This is a genomic window from Pseudomonas sp. GL-B-12 (assembly GCF_019955895.1).
Taxonomy (GTDB): Bacteria; Pseudomonadota; Gammaproteobacteria; order Pseudomonadales; family Pseudomonadaceae; genus Aquipseudomonas.
Map to the genome: position 1 here is coordinate 36,241 of NZ_JAHBCX010000015.1, position 17,362 is coordinate 53,602.

The 17,362-nt window shown below is 61.6% G+C and carries 18 protein-coding genes; 14 read left to right on the forward strand and 4 right to left on the reverse strand.

The annotated features are described in order from the left end of the window. Window positions 1-185 precede the first annotated feature (185 nt). From cobJ to cobG, 4 genes are read right to left on the reverse strand one after another with little or no spacing between them, the layout of a single operon-like run. Complete coding sequence (cobJ, locus tag KGA85_RS09845) at window positions 186-1,889, reverse strand: precorrin-3B C(17)-methyltransferase (RefSeq protein ID WP_223461673.1); 1,704 nt, start codon at window positions 1,887-1,889, stop codon at window positions 186-188. Further along, window positions 1,889-2,620, reverse strand: coding sequence for a precorrin-2 C(20)-methyltransferase (locus KGA85_RS09850; protein WP_223461728.1), 732 nt, complete (start codon window positions 2,618-2,620; stop codon window positions 1,889-1,891). Before KGA85_RS09850 ends, cobJ begins: the two co-directional genes overlap by 1 nt. Then, window positions 2,620-3,246 carry a precorrin-8X methylmutase gene (locus KGA85_RS09855; RefSeq protein WP_223461672.1) on the reverse strand — a complete coding sequence of 209 codons (627 nt, stop codon included), beginning with the start codon at window positions 3,244-3,246 and terminating at the stop codon, window positions 2,620-2,622. The genes KGA85_RS09850 and KGA85_RS09855 overlap by 1 nt, the downstream gene beginning before the upstream one ends. Then, complete coding sequence (cobG, locus tag KGA85_RS09860; RefSeq protein WP_223461670.1) at window positions 3,239-4,561, reverse strand: precorrin-3B synthase; 1,323 nt, start codon at window positions 4,559-4,561, stop codon at window positions 3,239-3,241. Before cobG ends, KGA85_RS09855 begins: the two co-directional genes overlap by 8 nt. Before the next feature lie 168 nt (window positions 4,562-4,729). Here cobG and cbiE point away from each other — a divergent pair, with 168 nt between their 5' ends. The 14 genes from cbiE to KGA85_RS09930 all read left to right on the forward strand — a co-directional run bounded on the left by cbiE (window position 4,730) and on the right by KGA85_RS09930 (window position 17,237). Then, window positions 4,730-5,941, forward strand: a complete 1,212-nt coding sequence (gene cbiE / locus KGA85_RS09865) for a precorrin-6y C5,15-methyltransferase (decarboxylating) subunit CbiE (RefSeq protein ID WP_223461668.1) — start codon at window positions 4,730-4,732, stop codon at window positions 5,939-5,941. Continuing rightward, entirely contained in the window at window positions 5,934-7,031 is a 1,098-nt protein-coding gene (locus KGA85_RS09870) for a cobalt-precorrin-5B (C(1))-methyltransferase (RefSeq protein ID WP_223461666.1), read from the forward strand. Before cbiE ends, KGA85_RS09870 begins: the two co-directional genes overlap by 8 nt. Continuing rightward, window positions 7,028-7,753: a cobalt-precorrin-6A reductase gene (locus KGA85_RS09875; RefSeq protein WP_223461664.1), complete on the forward strand. Its 726-nt coding sequence runs from the start codon at window positions 7,028-7,030 to the stop codon at window positions 7,751-7,753. Before KGA85_RS09870 ends, KGA85_RS09875 begins: the two co-directional genes overlap by 4 nt. Window positions 7,754-7,809: 56 nt before the next feature. Beyond that, on the forward strand, window positions 7,810-8,145 hold the full coding sequence (locus KGA85_RS09880; RefSeq protein WP_223461662.1) for a type II toxin-antitoxin system RelE/ParE family toxin: 336 nt from the start codon (window positions 7,810-7,812) through the stop codon (window positions 8,143-8,145). Between the two features lie 4 nt (window positions 8,146-8,149). Next, window positions 8,150-8,473, forward strand: a complete 324-nt coding sequence (locus tag KGA85_RS09885) for a DNA-binding protein (RefSeq protein ID WP_008016808.1) — start codon at window positions 8,150-8,152, stop codon at window positions 8,471-8,473. Window positions 8,474-8,583: 110 nt separating this feature from the next. After that, complete coding sequence (locus KGA85_RS09890; RefSeq protein ID WP_223461661.1) at window positions 8,584-8,982, forward strand: DUF2946 domain-containing protein; 399 nt, start codon at window positions 8,584-8,586, stop codon at window positions 8,980-8,982. 47 nt (window positions 8,983-9,029) lie between these two features. Further along, on the forward strand, window positions 9,030-9,509 hold the full coding sequence (locus KGA85_RS09895; RefSeq protein ID WP_223461659.1) for a copper chaperone PCu(A)C: 480 nt from the start codon (window positions 9,030-9,032) through the stop codon (window positions 9,507-9,509). A 21-nt stretch (window positions 9,510-9,530) separates the two neighbouring features. Then, window positions 9,531-9,968 carry a DUF2946 domain-containing protein gene (locus tag KGA85_RS09900; protein ID WP_223461657.1) on the forward strand — a complete coding sequence of 146 codons (438 nt, stop codon included), beginning with the start codon at window positions 9,531-9,533 and terminating at the stop codon, window positions 9,966-9,968. Between the two features lie 108 nt (window positions 9,969-10,076). Then, window positions 10,077-12,194, forward strand: coding sequence for a TonB-dependent copper receptor (locus KGA85_RS09905; protein ID WP_223461655.1), 2,118 nt, complete (start codon window positions 10,077-10,079; stop codon window positions 12,192-12,194). A gap of 110 nt (window positions 12,195-12,304) precedes the next feature. Then, a complete protein-coding gene (locus KGA85_RS09910) occupies window positions 12,305-13,684 on the forward strand; it encodes a PepSY-associated TM helix domain-containing protein (protein WP_223461653.1) in 1,380 nt (459 codons plus the stop codon). A 180-nt stretch (window positions 13,685-13,864) separates the two neighbouring features. Beyond that, window positions 13,865-14,653 (forward strand): ABC transporter ATP-binding protein, encoded by a 789-nt coding sequence (locus tag KGA85_RS09915; protein ID WP_223461652.1) that lies wholly within the window; start codon window positions 13,865-13,867, stop codon window positions 14,651-14,653. Further along, the gene (locus tag KGA85_RS09920) at window positions 14,650-15,609 is read left to right on the forward strand and encodes an ABC transporter substrate-binding protein (RefSeq protein ID WP_223461651.1); all 960 of its coding nucleotides are present in this window, start codon (window positions 14,650-14,652) and stop codon (window positions 15,607-15,609) included. The genes KGA85_RS09915 and KGA85_RS09920 overlap by 4 nt, the downstream gene beginning before the upstream one ends. Further along, on the forward strand, window positions 15,606-16,616 hold the full coding sequence (locus tag KGA85_RS09925; protein ID WP_223535104.1) for a FecCD family ABC transporter permease: 1,011 nt from the start codon (window positions 15,606-15,608) through the stop codon (window positions 16,614-16,616). The genes KGA85_RS09920 and KGA85_RS09925 overlap by 4 nt, the downstream gene beginning before the upstream one ends. Before the next feature lie 198 nt (window positions 16,617-16,814). Beyond that, window positions 16,815-17,237: a hypothetical protein gene (locus tag KGA85_RS09930; RefSeq protein WP_223461647.1), complete on the forward strand. Its 423-nt coding sequence runs from the start codon at window positions 16,815-16,817 to the stop codon at window positions 17,235-17,237. Window positions 17,238-17,362 lie beyond the last annotated feature (125 nt).

Below are 17,362 nucleotides of genomic sequence, written 5' to 3' on the forward strand. Positions count from 1 at the left end.
TCCCGACATACAAGAAACACTCGCCAAGAAACTGTTATCAACAGGCACATCACACAATATCAAAACAGCCACTCATAGATACTTTCAATATTTAAACTTATATTTCCAGCAAAAACTCCACAAACCAGAAACTTGTTCATGCAGGATACTTCACAAAAAAAACGCCTCCAAAGAGGCGTCTTGATTCAGGAAGCGGGTTTGTCGCCATACCAACGCGGCGTGTAGACCCATTCGCCCCCCTCAGGACGAGGGAAAGAGCAGGTGGTGGACGAGCCGATCAGCACCATGGTGCGCATGTCGACCTGATCCGGGGTCAACTGCCCCAGCGTCGTAACGCGCAATGTCTGGCCCGGACGACCAATGTCCCGACCCAGGACCACTGGTGTTTCAGGCGCGCGGTGCTCGGCGACTATCTCTAACGCCCTCCCTAACTGCCACGGCCGTGAACGCGAGATCGGGTTGTAGAAGGCCAGGGCCAGGTCGGCTTGCGCGGCCAGGTCCAGGCGTTTCTCGATGATTGCCCATGGCTTGAGGTTATCCGACAGCGACAGCACGCAGAAGTCATGCCCCAGCGGCGCACCCGCCTGGGCGGCTGTCGCCAGCGAGGCGGAAACCCCCGGCAAAATCTCGAGATCGACGTTGTGCCAATGGACGTCGGTGGATTCGTGCAGCGCTTCCAGCACCGCCGCAGCCATGGCGAAAACCCCCGGATCTCCTGAAGAAACCACCACCACCGAACGCCCTTGGGCCGCCAGTTCGAAAGCGTGACGGGCGCGCTGCATCTCTTCGCGGTTGTCGGTGCAATGCAGCACCTGATCGGCGCGAAACGGCCCGGCCATGCGCACGTAGGTTTCGTAACCCAGCACGTCGGTTGCCCGGGCCAGTTCAGCCTTCACTGCCGGCACCATCAGCTCAGCAGCGCCCGGCCCGAGGCCGATCACCGCCAGCCGTCCACGCGGGCGGCCGATCTGCAACGGGTCCAGCGGCTGCTCTGCCACCGCAATGGCAACGGTGTCGCTACCAAGCATGGAAACGGGCTGGCCAATGGCAGTACGCAGACGTTCGCCAAGCGCCTTCTCAGCTCCGGCAAAACGCAGCGGCACACCCAGTTCAAGCGCCGCCTCGTGCAACCCCGAACTGGCCATTTCGGTGTCGGCGCCCAACAGGCAAGCCAGCGACTGCACGGCGATTTTCGCCTGATGCAAAGCTTCGCGCACCGCCCCCGCGATGTTCACCAGGCCAGCATCTACAGCGACCACCACATTGCGCGGGTAGATCAACAACTCGTTGGCCGCGGGTGCCCGTTCGGCATGACTGACATGTACCGCCAGTCGGGCCTGTGCATCTTCAGGCAATTGCGCCTGCGCCAGCCACGGCGCCTCGCCTTCGATACGCACGGTTTCGCCCGCGAGCAAATCGGAAACGAACCGCTTACCCAGCTCCAGATCGCCAAGGGCATAGCCGCTGGGCGGGTTGAGCAGGCACGTGCCGAAACGCAACTCGCCGCTGGTGGTGATCGCCGCCGCGACTCCAAGTGCGGCGGCAATCTCCCGCGCCATCACATTCACCCCGCCGAGCCCGCCCAGCAGTGGAACCACGGCGCTGCCGTCTTCGGCCACCGCCAATACTGGTGGCTCGGCGCCCTTTTCCAGCAACAAGGGCGCCAGCGTGCGGATCACGATCCCCGCCGCGCACAGGGCAATGATCGGTGTGCCCTGTTGATAGAGCTCGCGCAGGGTCGCGCCGAACTCGTGATAGACCCGATCCGCGCCTTCGACCCGTTCGGCCAGGCCATGGATCAGGGCTTCGGGGTACACCTGCTGAATGCTGCGTGCGGTAGCGAGGCTGCCATTGCCGAGAATGACAATCGCCGGAACTGGACGGGTCATCAGCCTTGCCACCTTTCGCCGGGAACGATGATCAACGAGAAGTATGGCGAAGACATCGGCTCGACCTGATCCAGCGGCACGATCTTCTGATTGGCCATGGTCGCGCGCTCGACATACAACGCGCGCTCGGCCAGGCCGAGTTCTTCCAGCACCTGGCGAACCTTGGGAAAGTTGCGCCCCAGTTTCATGATCACCGCCGCATCGGCATCGGCCAGGCGACGCTTGAGTTCGTCGGGCGGCAGCACACCGGACAACACCGACAGACTCTGATTGCGATACACCAGCGGCGCACCGAGCACCGAGGCCCCGCCGAGCATCGAGCACACACCGGGCACGACTTCAGCCTGATAACGTTCGGCGAGCCGGTCGTGCAGGTACATGTAGGAGCCGTAGAAGAACGGATCGCCTTCACAAATCACCGCCACGTCGCGACCCGCATCAAGATGCGTCGCCAGTTCATCGGCGGCGTCATCGTAAAAGTCGCTGATCACTTGCTCGTAGGACAGCGGTGCCGGCAAGGCTTCGGTAGTCACCGGGTACACCAGCGGCAACAGATTCTGTGCGTCTTGCAGATGCGCCTCGATGATGCCGAAGGCATTGCCCTTTTTACCCTTGGCGACGAAGTACGCCACCACCGGCGATTCGCGCAGCAGGCGCAGGGCCTTGACGGTAATCAGTTCCGGATCACCGGGACCGACGCCGAGGCCGATCAAACGTCCAGGTTGCTGCATCATTCGATCTCCGTGGCGAGAGCATTGACGGCGGCGGCGGCCATGGCGCTACCGCCCAGGCGACCCTGCATGATGACAAAAGGCACGCCACGGCTGTCGGCTGCCAGCGCGGCCTTGGATTCGGCGGCACCGACGAAGCCCACTGGAAAACCGAGGATCAGCGCCGGTTTCGGTGCGCCGGCATCGAGCATTTCCAGCAGGTAAAACAGCGCCGTCGGGGCGTTGCCGATGACCACCACGCTGCCTTCGAGGTACGGGCGCCACAGTTCCAGCGCAGCGGCTGAGCGGGTGTTACCCAATTCACGGGCCAGTTCCGGAACGCTCTCGTCGCGCAAGGTGCAGATCACCGGATTGTTCGCCGGCAACCGCGCGCGGGTCACGCCTTCGGAGACCATCCGCGCATCGCACAAAATCGGCGCGCCGGCCGCCAGCGCATCACGCCCGGCCTTGCCCGCCCCTTCGGAAAACTGCAAACCGTCGATGGCCTCGACCATGCCGCAGGCGTGAATCACACGGACCGCGAGTTTCTCCAGATCGCCCGGGATTCGGTCGAGGTTGGCCTCGGCGCGAATGATCGCGAAGGAGTTGCGATAGATCTCCTGACCGTCGCGGATGTAATCAAGCATCAAGGGGGCTCCGTGAGCGGGCGTCGAGCAGGGCCGCGACCGCTTCAATAGTAAGGTTGCGTGCGTGCAGTGCGCCGAAGCCCGGCTGCGCTGCATCGCGAAAATAGAGATCGTAGTGACCGTGGGCGACGGCCAGTAATGTGACAGGCGCCGTATGCGCGGCGGCGCAGGAACGCGGGCAACCGCTCAGGTGTATATTCAGCGCCGGTCCATGGCGGTGCAGCAGTGTGGCCAGTTGCAGGGCATCACCCTTGGTCTCGGCCAACCCCTTGGCGCAACCGCTGGAACCGGTGCAGGCGATCAGCCGGGACAATGGCTGACCGGCTTCACAGGACAAGCCCAAGCGTTGCAAACGCCCCATGACTTCGGCGGCGCTGTCCAAGCGGATATTGGGCAGCAGCAGGCTTTGCCAGGGTGTGAAGCGCAGACTGGAATCACCGAACTCGCGTGCCAGTTGTGCCACCCCCCGCAGCATCGCCGGATCGAGCCGCCCCAGCGGCGGCACGCCCCCCACATAGACGACACCGGACTCGGCCTGGGGATGGGCGCCCATGTGCAAATCACTGCAACCGGAAAGCCGCTGCCAACCGACAACAGCTTGCATCGGTACTCGCTCAGCCAGCCGAAGCAGAACATCCTCGACCGAATACTCGGCCAGCAAATGACGCATCCGCGTCTGCTCGGGGCGCGCCAGATCAAGGAACAACTCAAGGACCGCAACCACCAGCGCGTACCCGTCAGCCAGTGCAACCGACCCGGCGGGGCTGTCCGTCGGGCATCCCGCCAGACCAAATGCCAGCCGTTGCTCGCCGTCTTGCTCAAACGCCGAGAGCCACAGGTCATGGGGATGTTCGAGCATCGCCAGGTCTTCACCGCCATCGAGTTGCACGGCGAACTTGGCGCTGAGGTCGTGGAACGCTTCGTGGTTTTGCAATGTGGCGAGGATCTGCCCGGCCAGCGGGCGAGTGTCGAACAGCATGCGCCGATCGATCCCGGCGCCGGGGCTGAGCATCAGGTTGCGCACATCGTCGCCAGCCGCCGTACGCGGCCCCAGATCGGCGGCCAGCAGGCTGTCGATCAACGCCGATTGCTCGTTGCCGATGCCGCGGATCTGCAGGTTGGCCCGGTTGGTCGCCTCGATCGCTCCGCTGGCGAAACACTCGGCCGCAGCCGCCACGGCCTCGGCCTGGACGCTACTGATCGAACCGCCGTTCAACTTGATCCGGCAGATACCGCCATCCAGTGCCGGCACGATACGCAGCAACCCCGGGCAGGCCGAGGGGCGTAAGGCAGTGGACAGCGGAAGTTCGTTCAAGGCGGACCCGTTCAGGTGGCGAGGCGATTCACGGCGAAAGTGCGCGGTATTATGCCTGCTTTACTTCGCTGCATGAAAAGACTCCGGTCGGGAAGAGAAGGCAGTCAGCTCAAGGAACCCGCGCTATCATGCCGCCCAACAACGTTGAACGCGTGATAGAGGAATGGCATGACACCCTGGCTGACGGTAGTGGGCATCGGCGAAGACGGATTCAAGGGCCTGGGCAAGAACGCCCGGCATGCGCTGTTGCGCGCTTCGAAAATCTTCGGCGGCCAGCGGCACCTGGAGTTGCTCCCGCCGTGCATACGCGGCGAGCGCCAGCCGTGGCCGAGCCCCTTCTGCCTTGAGTCGCTGCTGTCGCACCGTGGCGAACCCGTTTGCGTGCTGGCCAGTGGCGATCCGATGTTCTTCGGCGTCGGCGCCAGCCTCGCCCGGCAACTCCCCGCAACCGAGATGCTGACGCTTCCCGCACCGTCCTCCTGCTCACTGGCCGCGGCGCGAATGGGTTGGCCCTTGCAGGAAGTGGTCACGTTGTCAGTGGTTGCCCGCCCCGTCACTGCACTCAGCGCGCAATTGTTCAGTGGCGTGCGCTTGCTGGTGTTGAGTAACGACGGCAGCAGCCCCGCCGCCATCGCCGCACTGCTGCGTGAACGTGGTTTCGGTCTGAGCCGGTTAACTGTGCTCGAACATTTGGGCGGTGAAGCAGAGCGGCGTATCGACGGCATCGCCAATGACTGGACCGATCCTGTGATCGCGGACCTGAACCTGATCGCCATCGACTGCATTGTTGAACCAAGCGCACAGCGCCTGTCACGACTGGCCGGGTTGCCGGACTCGGCGTTCAAGCACGACGGCCAACTGACCAAACGCGATGTGCGCGCCATCACCCTCGCGCGCCTGGCCCCGATCCCCGGCGAACTGTTGTGGGACGTCGGCGCCGGCAGTGGCTCGATCGGCATCGAATGGATGCGCGCTCACCCCAGCTGCCGCGCACTGGCCATCGAGGCGGATGCGGGCCGACAAGCGTTGATCGAAGATAACCGCGACGCCCTCGGCGTTCCCGGCCTGCAACTGGTTCGCGGCAGCGCGCCGCAAGCATTGGCCGGGCTGGAGCGGCCGGATGCGATTTTCATCGGCGGCGGTGTCACCCGCGAGAGTGTGCTCGATACCTGTTGGGCCGAACTCAAGCCCGGTGGCCGGCTGATTGCCAACGCAGTCACCCTGCAAAGTGAAATGACCCTGATGGCCTGGCGCGAGCAACATGGCGGGGAGTTGACTCGCATTCATATCGCGCAAGCACAACCGCTGGGCGACTTCGACACCTGGCGCCAGGCCTTGCCGATTACCTTGCTGGACGTGACAAAACCCTTCGATGCGTGACGAAACCGCCGAACAACCTGCCCCCCTGCGCAGCGGCCTGACCACCGGCAGTTGCGCCACGGCCACCAGCCTCGCCGCCGCGCGTCTGCTGCTGGCTGGCACATCGACCGATGCGGTGGAAATCGTGTTGCCCAAGGGCAAACAGGTGCAGATGCGCCTGGAGTTCTGCCGCCTCACCGAGGACGGCGCCGAAGCGGGAACCCTCAAGGACGCCGGTGACGATCCGGACGTGACCCACGGTGCGCTGCTCTACTCCCAGGTGCGCCTGAGCGCCGAACCGGGGACTCGCTTCAAGGCCGGTCGCGGCGTCGGCACAGTGACCCGGCCCGGGCTGGTGCTGGGTGTCGGCGAGCCCGCGATCAACCCGGTGCCACGCAAAATGATCAGCGACCACTTGGCCCGACTGGCCGACGAACTCGGCTACAGCGGCGGTTTCGAGGTCACGGTCAACGTCGAGAACGGCGAGGCACTGGCACTGAAGACCATGAATCCGCGCCTGGGCATACTTGGCGGCCTGTCGATTCTCGGCACCAGTGGCATCGTCCGGCCGTTTTCCTGTGCGGCCTACATCGCCTCGATCCACCAGGGCATCGACGTGGCGAAAACCAACGGTTACCTGCACATCGCCGCCTGTACCGGCAACGCCAGCGAAGACACCATGCGCCGGGTCTACAACCTGCCGGAAATCGCCCTGATCGAAATGGGCGACTTCGTTGGCGCCGTGCTCAAGCACCTGCGCAAAGTACCGGTGGATAAACTCAGCCTGTGCGGTGGTTTCGGCAAGATCAGTAAACTGGCGGCCGGGCACATGGATTTGCACAGTCGTCATTCGAGCATTGACCTGCCGCAACTGGCGCTATGGGCGGCGCAGGTCGGCGCCGATGCGGCGTTGCAGCAGAATATCCGCGAGGCCAACACCAGCCAGCAGGCACTGGCCATGGCCGCCGCAGCCGGGGTCGCCCTGGGTGATGCAGTCTGTCAGCACGCCTTGGACTTTGCCCGCAGCGTGGTGCCGGCGCAGGTTCAGGTGGAAGTCTTTGCCATCGATCGCCAGGGCAGGATCGTTGGCCATGCGGGAGCATTTCAATGAAGCGCATCCTGTTGCTCGGCGGCGTGACTGAAGCCATGACCATTGCCCGCACGCTGGGACCGCAGCATATCTACAGCCTGGCCGGTGTCGGTCGGGTGCCGACGGATCTGCAATGCCAGGTTCGCGTCGGCGGCTACGGCGGTGCCGAGGGTCTGGCGCAATTCATTGGCGATGAAGGCATCGAGCTGCTGCTCGACGCCACTCACCCCTACGCCGCCCAGATCAGCCAGAACGCCGCGACCGCCGCGCGCTTGAGCGGCATTCCCTGCTGGGCGTTACGGCGTCCGGCCTGGCAAGCCCAGGCGGGTGATGACTGGCGGAAAGTCAGCGATTGGGCCGAACTGATCGACGCCCTGAAGCCCTTCCGTCGACCGCTGTTCACCCTCGGCCGCGAGCCCCTGCAACACCTGGACGAAATTCCTGCGGAGCAATTCTGGACCCTGCGCGCACTGGATGTATATCCGGGCAACGATCGCTGCGAGGTGATCGGCGCACGGGGACCCTTCCTGATCGACGATGAACGTGAGTTGTTCGAACGGCGAAACATCGACGTGCTGATCAGCAAGAACAGCGGCAGCACGGCGACCGAGCCGAAGCTGGAAGTCGCGCGTGAGCGTGGTGTGCCGGTGATTGTCTTGAAGCGGCCAGTGTTGCCGGGGGTTGATCGGGAGTTCCTGACACCTGAGGAAACACTTGGCGCGTTGTCGGTCTTCGTTCATTAGGTCAGGATCATTGGCTTGCATGATAAGTAACCTATTTGTTACCATCAGGGCCGCCTGTGATCACGCTCGAAGAATACGTACAGGACAACGAAACCAGCCCATTTGGTCGCTGGTTTTCCAACTTGAATGCGCAGGCCGCGCTTAAGGTATCCACCGCGCTGCTGCGCCTCGAGTTAGGAAACACATCAAACATCAAGTGGTTCGACGGGCTCGGCGAGTACCGGATAAATTGGGGCCCGGGCTATAGAATCTATCTCGTTCAAGAGGGGAAACACCTGATCATCCTTTTTGGTGGCGGTGACAAGTCCACACAAAAAACCGACATCAAACAGGCGAAAGTACTGATAGCCGAGTTTCGATCTCGAAAAAAGACTGAACGACACCGGAGATAACATCATGGCGCTCACCCGAAGCTACAAACACACCATTGCCGAGCGTGCCCAACGTGATCCCGAGTTCGCCCAGGCACTGCTGGATGAGGCTGCTACTCTGTTTCTTAACGGCGAACCCGAAATGGCGCGGATCATCCTTCGCGACCTCATCAACGCCACCGTTGGTTTTGAAGAACTGGCAAAGGAAACGGCAAAGCCCAGCAAAAGCCTCCATCGAATGTTGTCCGCCAAAGGCAACCCAAGCATGGACAACCTGGCTGCAATATTCGCCGTAATTCGCGCTACGCTTGGAGTAGAAATACAAGTACATGCGGTACGTGCGCACTGAGCTAACGTCTTTTTGCTGCGACACCAAACCGCACGCCGCCTTTTTACTTATTGGCCCTGATCAGGCTAAATAACCCGCGCCTGATCGCCCACCCAAACGGATTTTGTCCCATGTCCCGACAACGGCTCGCAATTGCCTGGATAGCCTGCTTCGCAGTGCTGTTCAACATGCTCGCCATGCCGATGTCCGGAGCGATGGCACAAACGGCTAATTCACCTGCCGAACAGTTGTTGTGGGGCAGTTTCTGCAGTTCCAGCGGCACCAGGATGGTGGCGATTTCCATCGGGGACCTTGAACAGAAAGCCCCGCAAAGCGACGATCATTCCAACATGCAGCATTGCTGGTGCTGCTCCGGTTCTGCGCCATTGGTGGCGTTGCCGGGGCATTCGCCACAGCTGTATTTCGCGCACTTCGAATCCAACCGAAGCCTGCCCGCCACCTCCCTCGAAAGCCCGTCACCGCGCCAGCAATGGCCGAGCCTCAACCCCCGCGCGTCCCCTCTGGTGTGATTTTTTCTCGCAATTGACTGCGTTTTAAATCGTTCCGGAGAACTGCCATGTTGAACAAACTCATCGTTCTGGCTGCGTTGCTGCTGCCTGCCTGCTTTGCCAATGCCCACGAATACAAGGTCGGCACACTGCAAATCGCTCATCCGTGGTCCCAGGAGTTGCCGCCCAATGCGCCCACCGTTGCGGCTTATTTCGTGATCAACAATGAAGGCAAGACCGCTGACCGCCTGCTCAGTGTCGACACCCCCATTGCCGGCGAAGCGCAATTGCATGAGCACGTGATGCAAGGCGACATGATGAAAATGCAGCACGTAACAAGCGTGGAAGTGCCCGCCGGAGGCGAGGTCACTTTCGCGCCGATGGCCTATCACGTGATGTTGCTGGGCCTCAAGGACCGCAGCCTGCTGGTTGACGGCAAGCGCTTCCCCATGACGCTGCACTTCGAGAAGTCCGGTGACGTGACGGTTGAAGTCGCGGTGCAGAAGCAAGGGCCGGACGCCATGCAAGCGCACGTGCACAAGCCGTAATCGCCTGAACTGAAAACGCCCATGCGCCCGCTTAGCGCCAGGTCATCCAGTTCACGCAATCAGGCATTGAGCCTGACACGCGGCAGCTGGATCAGCCTGTTCGCCATGCTGATGATCTTTATCGGTCCGCTGATTTCTCAGTCGATGCCGATGGATTCGCGCGCCATGTCGATGACCATGCCTGTGGGTATGGACATGTCGGCGATGGAGCATGCCGACCATGCCACGCAAGTCACCGCCGAGCATTGCCCGCCAGCCCCGGGGCACCATGTGCTGTGGGAAAAGTGCGGCTATTGCAGCCTGCTGTTCAATTGCCCGGCGCTGACCGGTGGCGTGTCTTTCGCCAACTTCGTCATCCCGCCCGTCAACACCTTCACCACACCCTCTCCGCGCCTGGGCCATGCCTGGCAAACCTTCTTCCCCGGCGCCCGCACCCGCGCCCCGCCCATCGTCGCGTAAACACTCACTTCTGATTTCACACGGTCCGCAAGACCGCCAACGCTCAATCCCACAGGGATTGTGCAGGCTGCCGGCCGTGTCGTTTACGACTGTTCGATGGAAATTGTCATGTCCAGGTTTTCCGCTGTCCCGTGCTTGAGCCCTGCCCAAGCCTCTTATGCCCTGAACGAATCCGGCGTTCGTTTCAGGCACGCCACCGCGATCCTGTGCGGTGCTTTGCTGGCGCCTTCTGCGCTGGCCGATGATCATGCCGGTCACAGTGAAGAACTGAGCCCGACGGTGATTACCGCCGTTGCGCCCAGCTCGCCCTTGACCATCGTCACCAACCCCAAGGACCCGCGCCAACCGGTGCCGGCCAGCGACGGCGCCGATTACCTGAAAACCATCCCGGGCTTCGCCATGGTGCGCAATGGCGGCACCAATGGTGACCCGGTGCTGCGTGGCATGTTCGGCTCGCGGCTGAACATACTCACCAACGGCGGCATGATGCTCGGTGCCTGCCCGGGCCGCATGGACGCTCCGACTTCTTATATCTCGCCGGAAACCTTCGACAAACTCACCGTAATCAAGGGCCCGCAAACCGTGCTGTGGGGACCGGGTTCCTCGGCTGGCACTATCCTGTTCGACCGTGAGCCGGAGCACTTCGGCGAACTCGGCACACGGGTCAACGCCAGCGTGCTGGCCGGCTCCTACGGTCGCTTCGACAAACTGGTGGACGCCGCAGCCGGCGGTCAGTCGGGTTACGTGCGAGTCATCGGAAACACCGCGCACTCCGACGACTACCAGGACGGCAACAACGACACCGTGCCGTCGCGCTATGAAAAATGGAACGGCGACGTGGCCGTCGGCTGGACCCCGAATGCCGACACCTTGCTGGAGTTGACCGCCGGCCGTGGCGATGGTGAAGCCCGCTACGCCGGGCGCAGCATGGACGGTTCGCAGTTCCTGCGCGAAAGCCTCGGCTTGCGTTTCGAGCAGTCCAACATCGGCGACGTATTGGATAAAGTCGAGGCGCAGGTCTACTACAACTACGCCGACCACGTGATGGACAACTACACCCTGCGCACGCCATCCGGCACCGGGATGATGGCAGGCCCCATGGCCTCCAACGTCGACCGCCGCACCCTCGGCGCCCGGGTCAAGGCCACCTGGCGCTGGGCCGATGTGCAGCTTATCAGCGGCATCGACGCGCAGACCAATGAGCATCGCCAGCGCAGCGCCATGGGCGTCGACACCTACAAGGACCTGCCGTACACCAAGGATGCCGACTTCCATAACTACGGTGTGTTCGGCGAACTGACCTGGTACGCCGCCGACCGGAACCGCCTGATCAGCGGCGCACGCCTGGACCGCGCCTCGGCCAAGGATTATCGGCAGACCACCGGCTCGGGCATGATGACCCGCCCGAATCCGACCGCCGACGACACCCGCGCCGATACCCTGCCCAGCGGTTTCATCCGCTACGAGCATGACCTGGCCGACAGCCCGACCACCTTGTATGCCGGTCTCGGTCACACCCAGCGATTCCCGGATTACTGGGAACTGTTTTCACCCAAGTCCGGCCCCGCCGGTTCGGTGAATGCCTTCGATTCGATCAAACCGGAAAAAACCACCCAGCTCGATTTCGGCCTGCAATACAAGACCGAGAACCTCGAAGCCTGGGCCTCGGCTTACGTCGGGCAGGTGCGCGATTACATCCTGTTCAACTACACCCCGACAATGATGGGCATGACCTCGCAAGCCGAAAACATCGACGCGCGAATCATGGGCGGCGAACTGGGCGTCGCTTACAACTTCACCGAGAACTGGAACGCCGACGCGACCCTGGCCTACGCCTGGGGCAAGAACAGCAGCGATGGCAATGCATTGCCGCAGATGCCGCCGTTGGATGCCCGTTTCGGCCTGACCTACAGCGAAGACAACTGGAGCGCCGGCGCACTGTGGAGAGTGGTCGCCGCGCAAAACCGCATCGACCAGAACAAGGGCAACGTGGTCGGCAAGGATTTCGGCAAGACGCCGGGCTTCGGCGTGTTCTCCCTCAACGGTGCCTATCGGATCAACAGCAACTGGAAGGTCAGCAGCGGCGTCGACAACCTGTTCGGCAAGGCTTACGCCGAGCACTTGAACCTGGCCGGCAACGCCGGTTTCGGCTACCCGGCCAATGACCCGCAAGCCATCAAGGAACCGGGGCGAACGCTCTGGACCAAGGTGGACATGAGTTTCTAAAAGCTTCGCGAGCAAGCTCGCTCCTACAGGGGAGCGGGCTTGCCCGCGAACGGTTGCGCAGCAACCGCAAAACAAACAACTAAAAGATCCAGCCAAGCGGAGCACACGTAATGAAACAGCCCAAAGTGAATTTCTACAACCTGGCCTGGCGCTGGCATTTCTATGCCGGATTGTTCGTTGCGCCATTCATGGTGATGCTGGCCTTGACCGGCACCATCTACCTGTTCAAACCGCAGCTCGATTCGCTGATGTACAGCAGCCTGCTCAACGTCCCGGCCGGTCATCACACCGTCCCGGCCGACGACCTGCTGACACGGGTGAAAACAGCTTATCCACAAGGCCAGGTCACCCAGTACCTGCCCCCGGTCAACGCCGAGCGCAGCGCGCAGTTTGTCGTGCTCAACGATGGCAAGGAGCTGAACGTTTTCGTCGACCCTTATCACGGTGACATCCTCGGCGAGCAAGACGCAAAGAAGAACCTGCAAGCCATTGCCCGGTCGATTCACGGCGAGCTGATGATCGGCACCGTTGGCGATCGGCTGATCGAACTGGCCGCCGGCTGGGGCGTGGTGCTGGTGGTGTCGGGCATTTTCCTGTGGTGGCCGCGCGGTCAGGCCGCCGGCATTTTGTGGCCACGCCTGAACAGTCGTGGTCGCATATTGTGGCGTGACCTGCACGCGGTCACCGGGTTCTGGGGCGCGTCCCTGCTGCTGGTGATGCTGCTCAGCGGCATGACCTGGACCGGCTTCTGGGGCAAGCAATACGCCGAAGTGTGGAACGTGTTCCCGGCCGCCATGTGGGATGACGTGCCGAAGTCCGATATCGAGGCGCGCAGCCTCAACACCGCGACCCGCCAGACCGTGCCGTGGGCCATGGAAAACACGCCGATGCCGATGTCCGGCGACCATGCCGAACACATGGCTCACGATGGAGCGTCGGCCGGCCCGGCCTCGCCGTTGATCCGCCTGCAGGACGTACAAAACATCGCCAGCGAACGCAAGGTCGAACCGGGTTACAGCATCACCCTGCCGACCACCGCGACCGGCGTGTTCACCATCGCCGTGTTCGCCGACGACCCACGCAATGACGCCACGCTGCACATCGATCAATACACCGGCAAGGTCCTGGCCGATGTACGTTTCGAGCACTACGGCACCGTCGCCCGTGCCACGGAAATCGGCGTGATGCTGCACGAGGGCAAGATGTTCGGTGTGTTCAATCAGATCGTGGTGTTGCTGATCTGCCTGATGATTTTGCTCAGTGCGGTCAGTGGCGTGGTGATCTGGTGGAAGCGCCGTCCGCAAGGAAAACTCGGCGTGCCGCCGCTGCGTCATGACCTGCCGAAATGGAAAACCGCGATGGTGATCATGTTCGCCCTGGCGGTGGCCTTTCCATTGGTGGGCGCTTCGCTGGTGGTAGTGTGGGTACTGGATCGCCTGCTGCTGTCGCGCTTCACCCGGCAGACTGAGAGCGCCTCATCTTCATCATGAAACAGGTGAGATGCGTGGGGTGAAAGGCACTGTAAACTCCCCCGCGCGTCACCCTCTCGCATTCAGGGTGTCCTTTCGGGCCCCTTCGCGAGCAAGCCCGCTCCCACAGGATTTGCGCAATTCCTGTGGGAGCGGGCTTGCCCGCGAAGGGGCCATCAGCATCACCTCAAGAGCCACTGCATGACCTCGCTGAACCTCACGAACCTCACCTGGTCCCCACTGGGTCACGGCCATTGCGATCACCAATTCCAGCTGTATGACGCCTCGCTACACGTGGCCGCCGGTGAGTTCGTCGGGCTGATCGGCCCCAACGGCAGCGGCAAGACCAGCCTGTTGCGGTGTGCCTGGCGCTTCAATAAACCGGAAAGCGGCGAGGTCAGACTCGATCACCAGAACGTCTGGAAACAATCCTCGCGTTGGTGCGCGCAACGCATCGCCGTGGTGTTGCAGGAGTTCCCTGATGCCTTCGGCCTGACCGTCGAGGAAGTGGTCGCCATGGGCCGCACGCCGCACAAAGGCTTGTTCGATGGCGACACCCTTGAAGACCGCGATCTGATCGATCAGGCCCTGGAATCCGTCGGCCTCAAGGGCTTCGAACACCACGGGTTCACCACTCTCTCCGGTGGTGAAAAACAGCGGGTCATCCTCGCCCGCGCCCTGGCCCAGCAACCACAGTTGCTGATCCTCGACGAGCCGACCAACCACCTCGATCCGCGTTATCAGCTTGAGCTTTTGCAGTTGGTCAAACGCTTGAACATCGGCACCCTGGCGAGCATCCACGACCTCAATCTGGCGGCGGCTTTTTGTGATCGGCTGTACGTGATCAACCATGGTCGTATCGTCGCCAGCGGCACACCGAAAGACGTCCTGACGGCTGCGCTGCTGAGCAATGTGTTCGGCGTCGAAGCGCTGATCGATGAACATCCACTGCACGGCTACCCACGAATCACCTGGATAACCCAACCATGACTTTGCGCTCCCTGCTGCGCTCCTGCCTCTGCCTCGTGATGCTGCTGGGCAGCGCCCAGGCATTGGCCGAAGCCACCCATTACCCGCTGACAATCAAAAGCTGCAACCGCGAGGTGACCTTCAAGCAGGCACCAAAACACGCCCTCAGCCACGACATCAACATGACCCAGATGATGCTCGCCCTCGGCCTCAAACCGCAGATGGCCGGTTACAGCGGCATCAGTGGCTGGAAGGCCGTGACGCCCGAGATGCAGAGCATTCTCGAAGGCCTGCCGGAACTGGCGGCCAAGTATCCGTCGGTGGAAACCCTGCTCAATGCCAACGTCGATTTCTTCTTCGCAGGCTGGGACTACGGCATGCGTATCGGCGGCGATCTCACGCCACAAACCCTGCAACCGCTGGGCATCAATGTGTATGAGCTGAGCGAATCCTGCGCCTTCGTGATGAAGCGCCCATCGGCCAGCCTCGAAGACACCTACAACGACCTGCGCAACCTCGGCAGAATCTTCGACGTGCAGGACCGCGCCAATGCCCTGATCGCCAACATGCAGGCGCAGGTGGCAGACATTGGCAAAGACCTGCCCACGGAAAAACCGCGGGTCTTCCTGTACGACAGCGGCGAAGATCGCGCCATGACTTCGGGGCGCCTGGGCATGCCGCAGGCGCTGATCGACGCCGCTGGCGGGAGCAATGTTCTGGAGGATGTCGACGCGAGCTGGACCCGGGTCAATTGGGAAACCGTGGTCGAACGCAACCCGCAGGTGATCGTGATTGTCGACTACAGCGAAGTCACTGCCGAACAGAAGATTCAATTCCTGCTGAGCAACAAGGCCCTGCAATCGGTGGACGCGATCAAGCACCAGCGCTTCATCGTCATCCCTTACGTGCAGGCCACGCCGGGGATCGATAACGTGCTGGCGGTAGCAACCCTGGCCAAGGGTTTCCACGGCGAATGATCAACCGTCGCTACGCCCTGTTGCTGATCGCCCTCGGTGCGCTGTTGCTGGTGTCGTGCGTGGTGTCCCTGGGTTTCGGCCCGGCACGGGTGCCGCTGGATGTGGTGTGGCGCATCCTGTTACACAAACTGTTCGGTTTCGGTGTGCCGGACTGGAACCCCGGACAAGAACACATCGTCTGGCTGATTCGTGTGCCGCGCATGTTGCTCGGCGCGCTGGTGGGCGCCGGCCTGGCGTTGATCGGCGCGGTGCTGCAAGCGGTCACGCGCAACCCGTTGGCTGACCCGCACCTGCTCGGCGTGACTTCCGGTGCCACACTTGGCGCGGTGATCGTGGTGCTGCATGTCGGCGAAATCGTTGGCCTGCTGACCTTGCCGATCGCGGCATTCATCGGTGCATTGCTGAGCATGCTGGTGGTGCTGATGATCGCCAGTCGTCATGGTCGCCTCGACAGTGACCGCTTGCTGCTGTGCGGCGTGGCGGTGTCGTTCGTGATGATGGCGATTGCCAATTTGCTGCTGTTCATGGGCGACCATCGAGCCAGTTCAGCGGTGATGTTCTGGATGCTCGGCGGGCTCGGGCTAGCACGCTGGGAGTTGCTGGCGGTGCCGACAGCCAGTGTGTTGCTCGGGCTGATTTTGCTGCTGGGCATGGCGCGACCGCTGAATGCACTGATGGCCGGCGAGCAGACAGCGGTGACCCTGGGCCTGAATGCACGCACCATACGCCTGCGGGTGTTTTTGATTGCGTCATTGATGACCGGGGTGCTGGTATCGATCAGCGGCTCGATCGGTTTTGTCGGGCTGATGGTGCCACACATTGCGCGGCGTCTGGTTGGGGCTGAACACCGAAGATTGCTGCCGGTGTGCGTGTTGCTCGGCAGCCTGTTTCTCGTCTGGGTCGACGTCGCCGCCCGGACACTGATTGCCCCCGAAGACTTGCCCATCGGCATTGCCACTGCGGCGATTGGCGGGTTGTTCTTCATCGGCTTGATGCGACGTCGTTAACGCCATATTTAATTAAAAAAGTTTCATGACTGCATTTACGCCTGGAAAAACCTCGTATTGAGTTAACGCTTAACAAGTTAACCATCATGTTCATACTCCGCACTCGCGAGTTCAACTATAAAACGCTCGCGCACTTCAATGACGATTATTCCTACAACTTAATCGCCACAACTCTTACAAGAGCGGAAAGAGGTAAGCATGTTCAAGAAACTCATCGCATCCATTGCACTTGTTTCAGCGCCCGCATGGGCAGTGCAGCCACCCTTTACTGGCGTTGATTATAGTGGCCGGTATCAATGCACCGGAATGGACAGCCATATCGGTCCGTTTGAAGGTGTTGTAGAGATGAAGCTCAATGCCAAACAGAGTACCGGCGAACACGGTGCCTACGGTTTTACGCTGACGTTGCTCGACAACTCCCGGTATGACGGATTTGCTGCCGCCAACTTGAGTTCCCTGGCGATTTACTTTGCCCATACGGATCCGTCACTCAAGGATTACGGCGTTGGAATTGCGAAAATTGCTACAACCCCTGACGGGAAAACTTCATTCACCAAGTACTACTACGGCCCGGAGTACGAAGGTGGCGGACATGGTTTTGAAACCTGCATTAAAAGCTGACTTGATGCGCCGCTGACCTTGTGGGAGCGGGCTTGCTCGCGAAGAGGGTGTGTCAGACAACATAAATGGCAACTGAAACACCGCATTCGTCGGAACGCCGCCCGGAGCAAGCCCGCTCCCACAGT

Excerpts from the sequence above, each read along its gene's own strand:
- cobJ (WP_223461673.1), bottom strand. The coding sequence starts at position 1,889 with ATGACCCGTCCAGTTCCGGCGATTGTCATTCTCGGCAATGGCAGCCTC.
- KGA85_RS09895 (WP_223461659.1), top strand. The coding sequence starts at position 9,030 with ATGTTGAACAAACTCATCGTTCTGGCTGCGTTGCTGCTGCCTGCCTGC.
- KGA85_RS09885 (WP_008016808.1), top strand. The coding sequence starts at position 8,150 with ATGGCGCTCACCCGAAGCTACAAACACACCATTGCCGAGCGTGCCCAA.
- KGA85_RS09910 (WP_223461653.1), top strand. The coding sequence starts at position 12,305 with ATGAAACAGCCCAAAGTGAATTTCTACAACCTGGCCTGGCGCTGGCAT.
- KGA85_RS09925 (WP_223535104.1), top strand. The coding sequence starts at position 15,606 with ATGATCAACCGTCGCTACGCCCTGTTGCTGATCGCCCTCGGTGCGCTG.
- KGA85_RS09905 (WP_223461655.1), top strand. The coding sequence starts at position 10,077 with ATGTCCAGGTTTTCCGCTGTCCCGTGCTTGAGCCCTGCCCAAGCCTCT.
- KGA85_RS09915 (WP_223461652.1), top strand. The coding sequence starts at position 13,865 with ATGACCTCGCTGAACCTCACGAACCTCACCTGGTCCCCACTGGGTCAC.
- KGA85_RS09930 (WP_223461647.1), top strand. The coding sequence starts at position 16,815 with ATGTTCAAGAAACTCATCGCATCCATTGCACTTGTTTCAGCGCCCGCA.
- KGA85_RS09890 (WP_223461661.1), top strand. The coding sequence starts at position 8,584 with ATGTCCCGACAACGGCTCGCAATTGCCTGGATAGCCTGCTTCGCAGTG.
- KGA85_RS09870 (WP_223461666.1), top strand. The coding sequence starts at position 5,934 with ATGCGTGACGAAACCGCCGAACAACCTGCCCCCCTGCGCAGCGGCCTG.
- KGA85_RS09875 (WP_223461664.1), top strand. The coding sequence starts at position 7,028 with ATGAAGCGCATCCTGTTGCTCGGCGGCGTGACTGAAGCCATGACCATT.
- KGA85_RS09920 (WP_223461651.1), top strand. The coding sequence starts at position 14,650 with ATGACTTTGCGCTCCCTGCTGCGCTCCTGCCTCTGCCTCGTGATGCTG.
- KGA85_RS09900 (WP_223461657.1), top strand. The coding sequence starts at position 9,531 with ATGCGCCCGCTTAGCGCCAGGTCATCCAGTTCACGCAATCAGGCATTG.
- cbiE (WP_223461668.1), top strand. The coding sequence starts at position 4,730 with ATGACACCCTGGCTGACGGTAGTGGGCATCGGCGAAGACGGATTCAAG.
- KGA85_RS09850 (WP_223461728.1), bottom strand. The coding sequence starts at position 2,620 with ATGCAGCAACCTGGACGTTTGATCGGCCTCGGCGTCGGTCCCGGTGAT.
- KGA85_RS09855 (WP_223461672.1), bottom strand. The coding sequence starts at position 3,246 with ATGCTTGATTACATCCGCGACGGTCAGGAGATCTATCGCAACTCCTTC.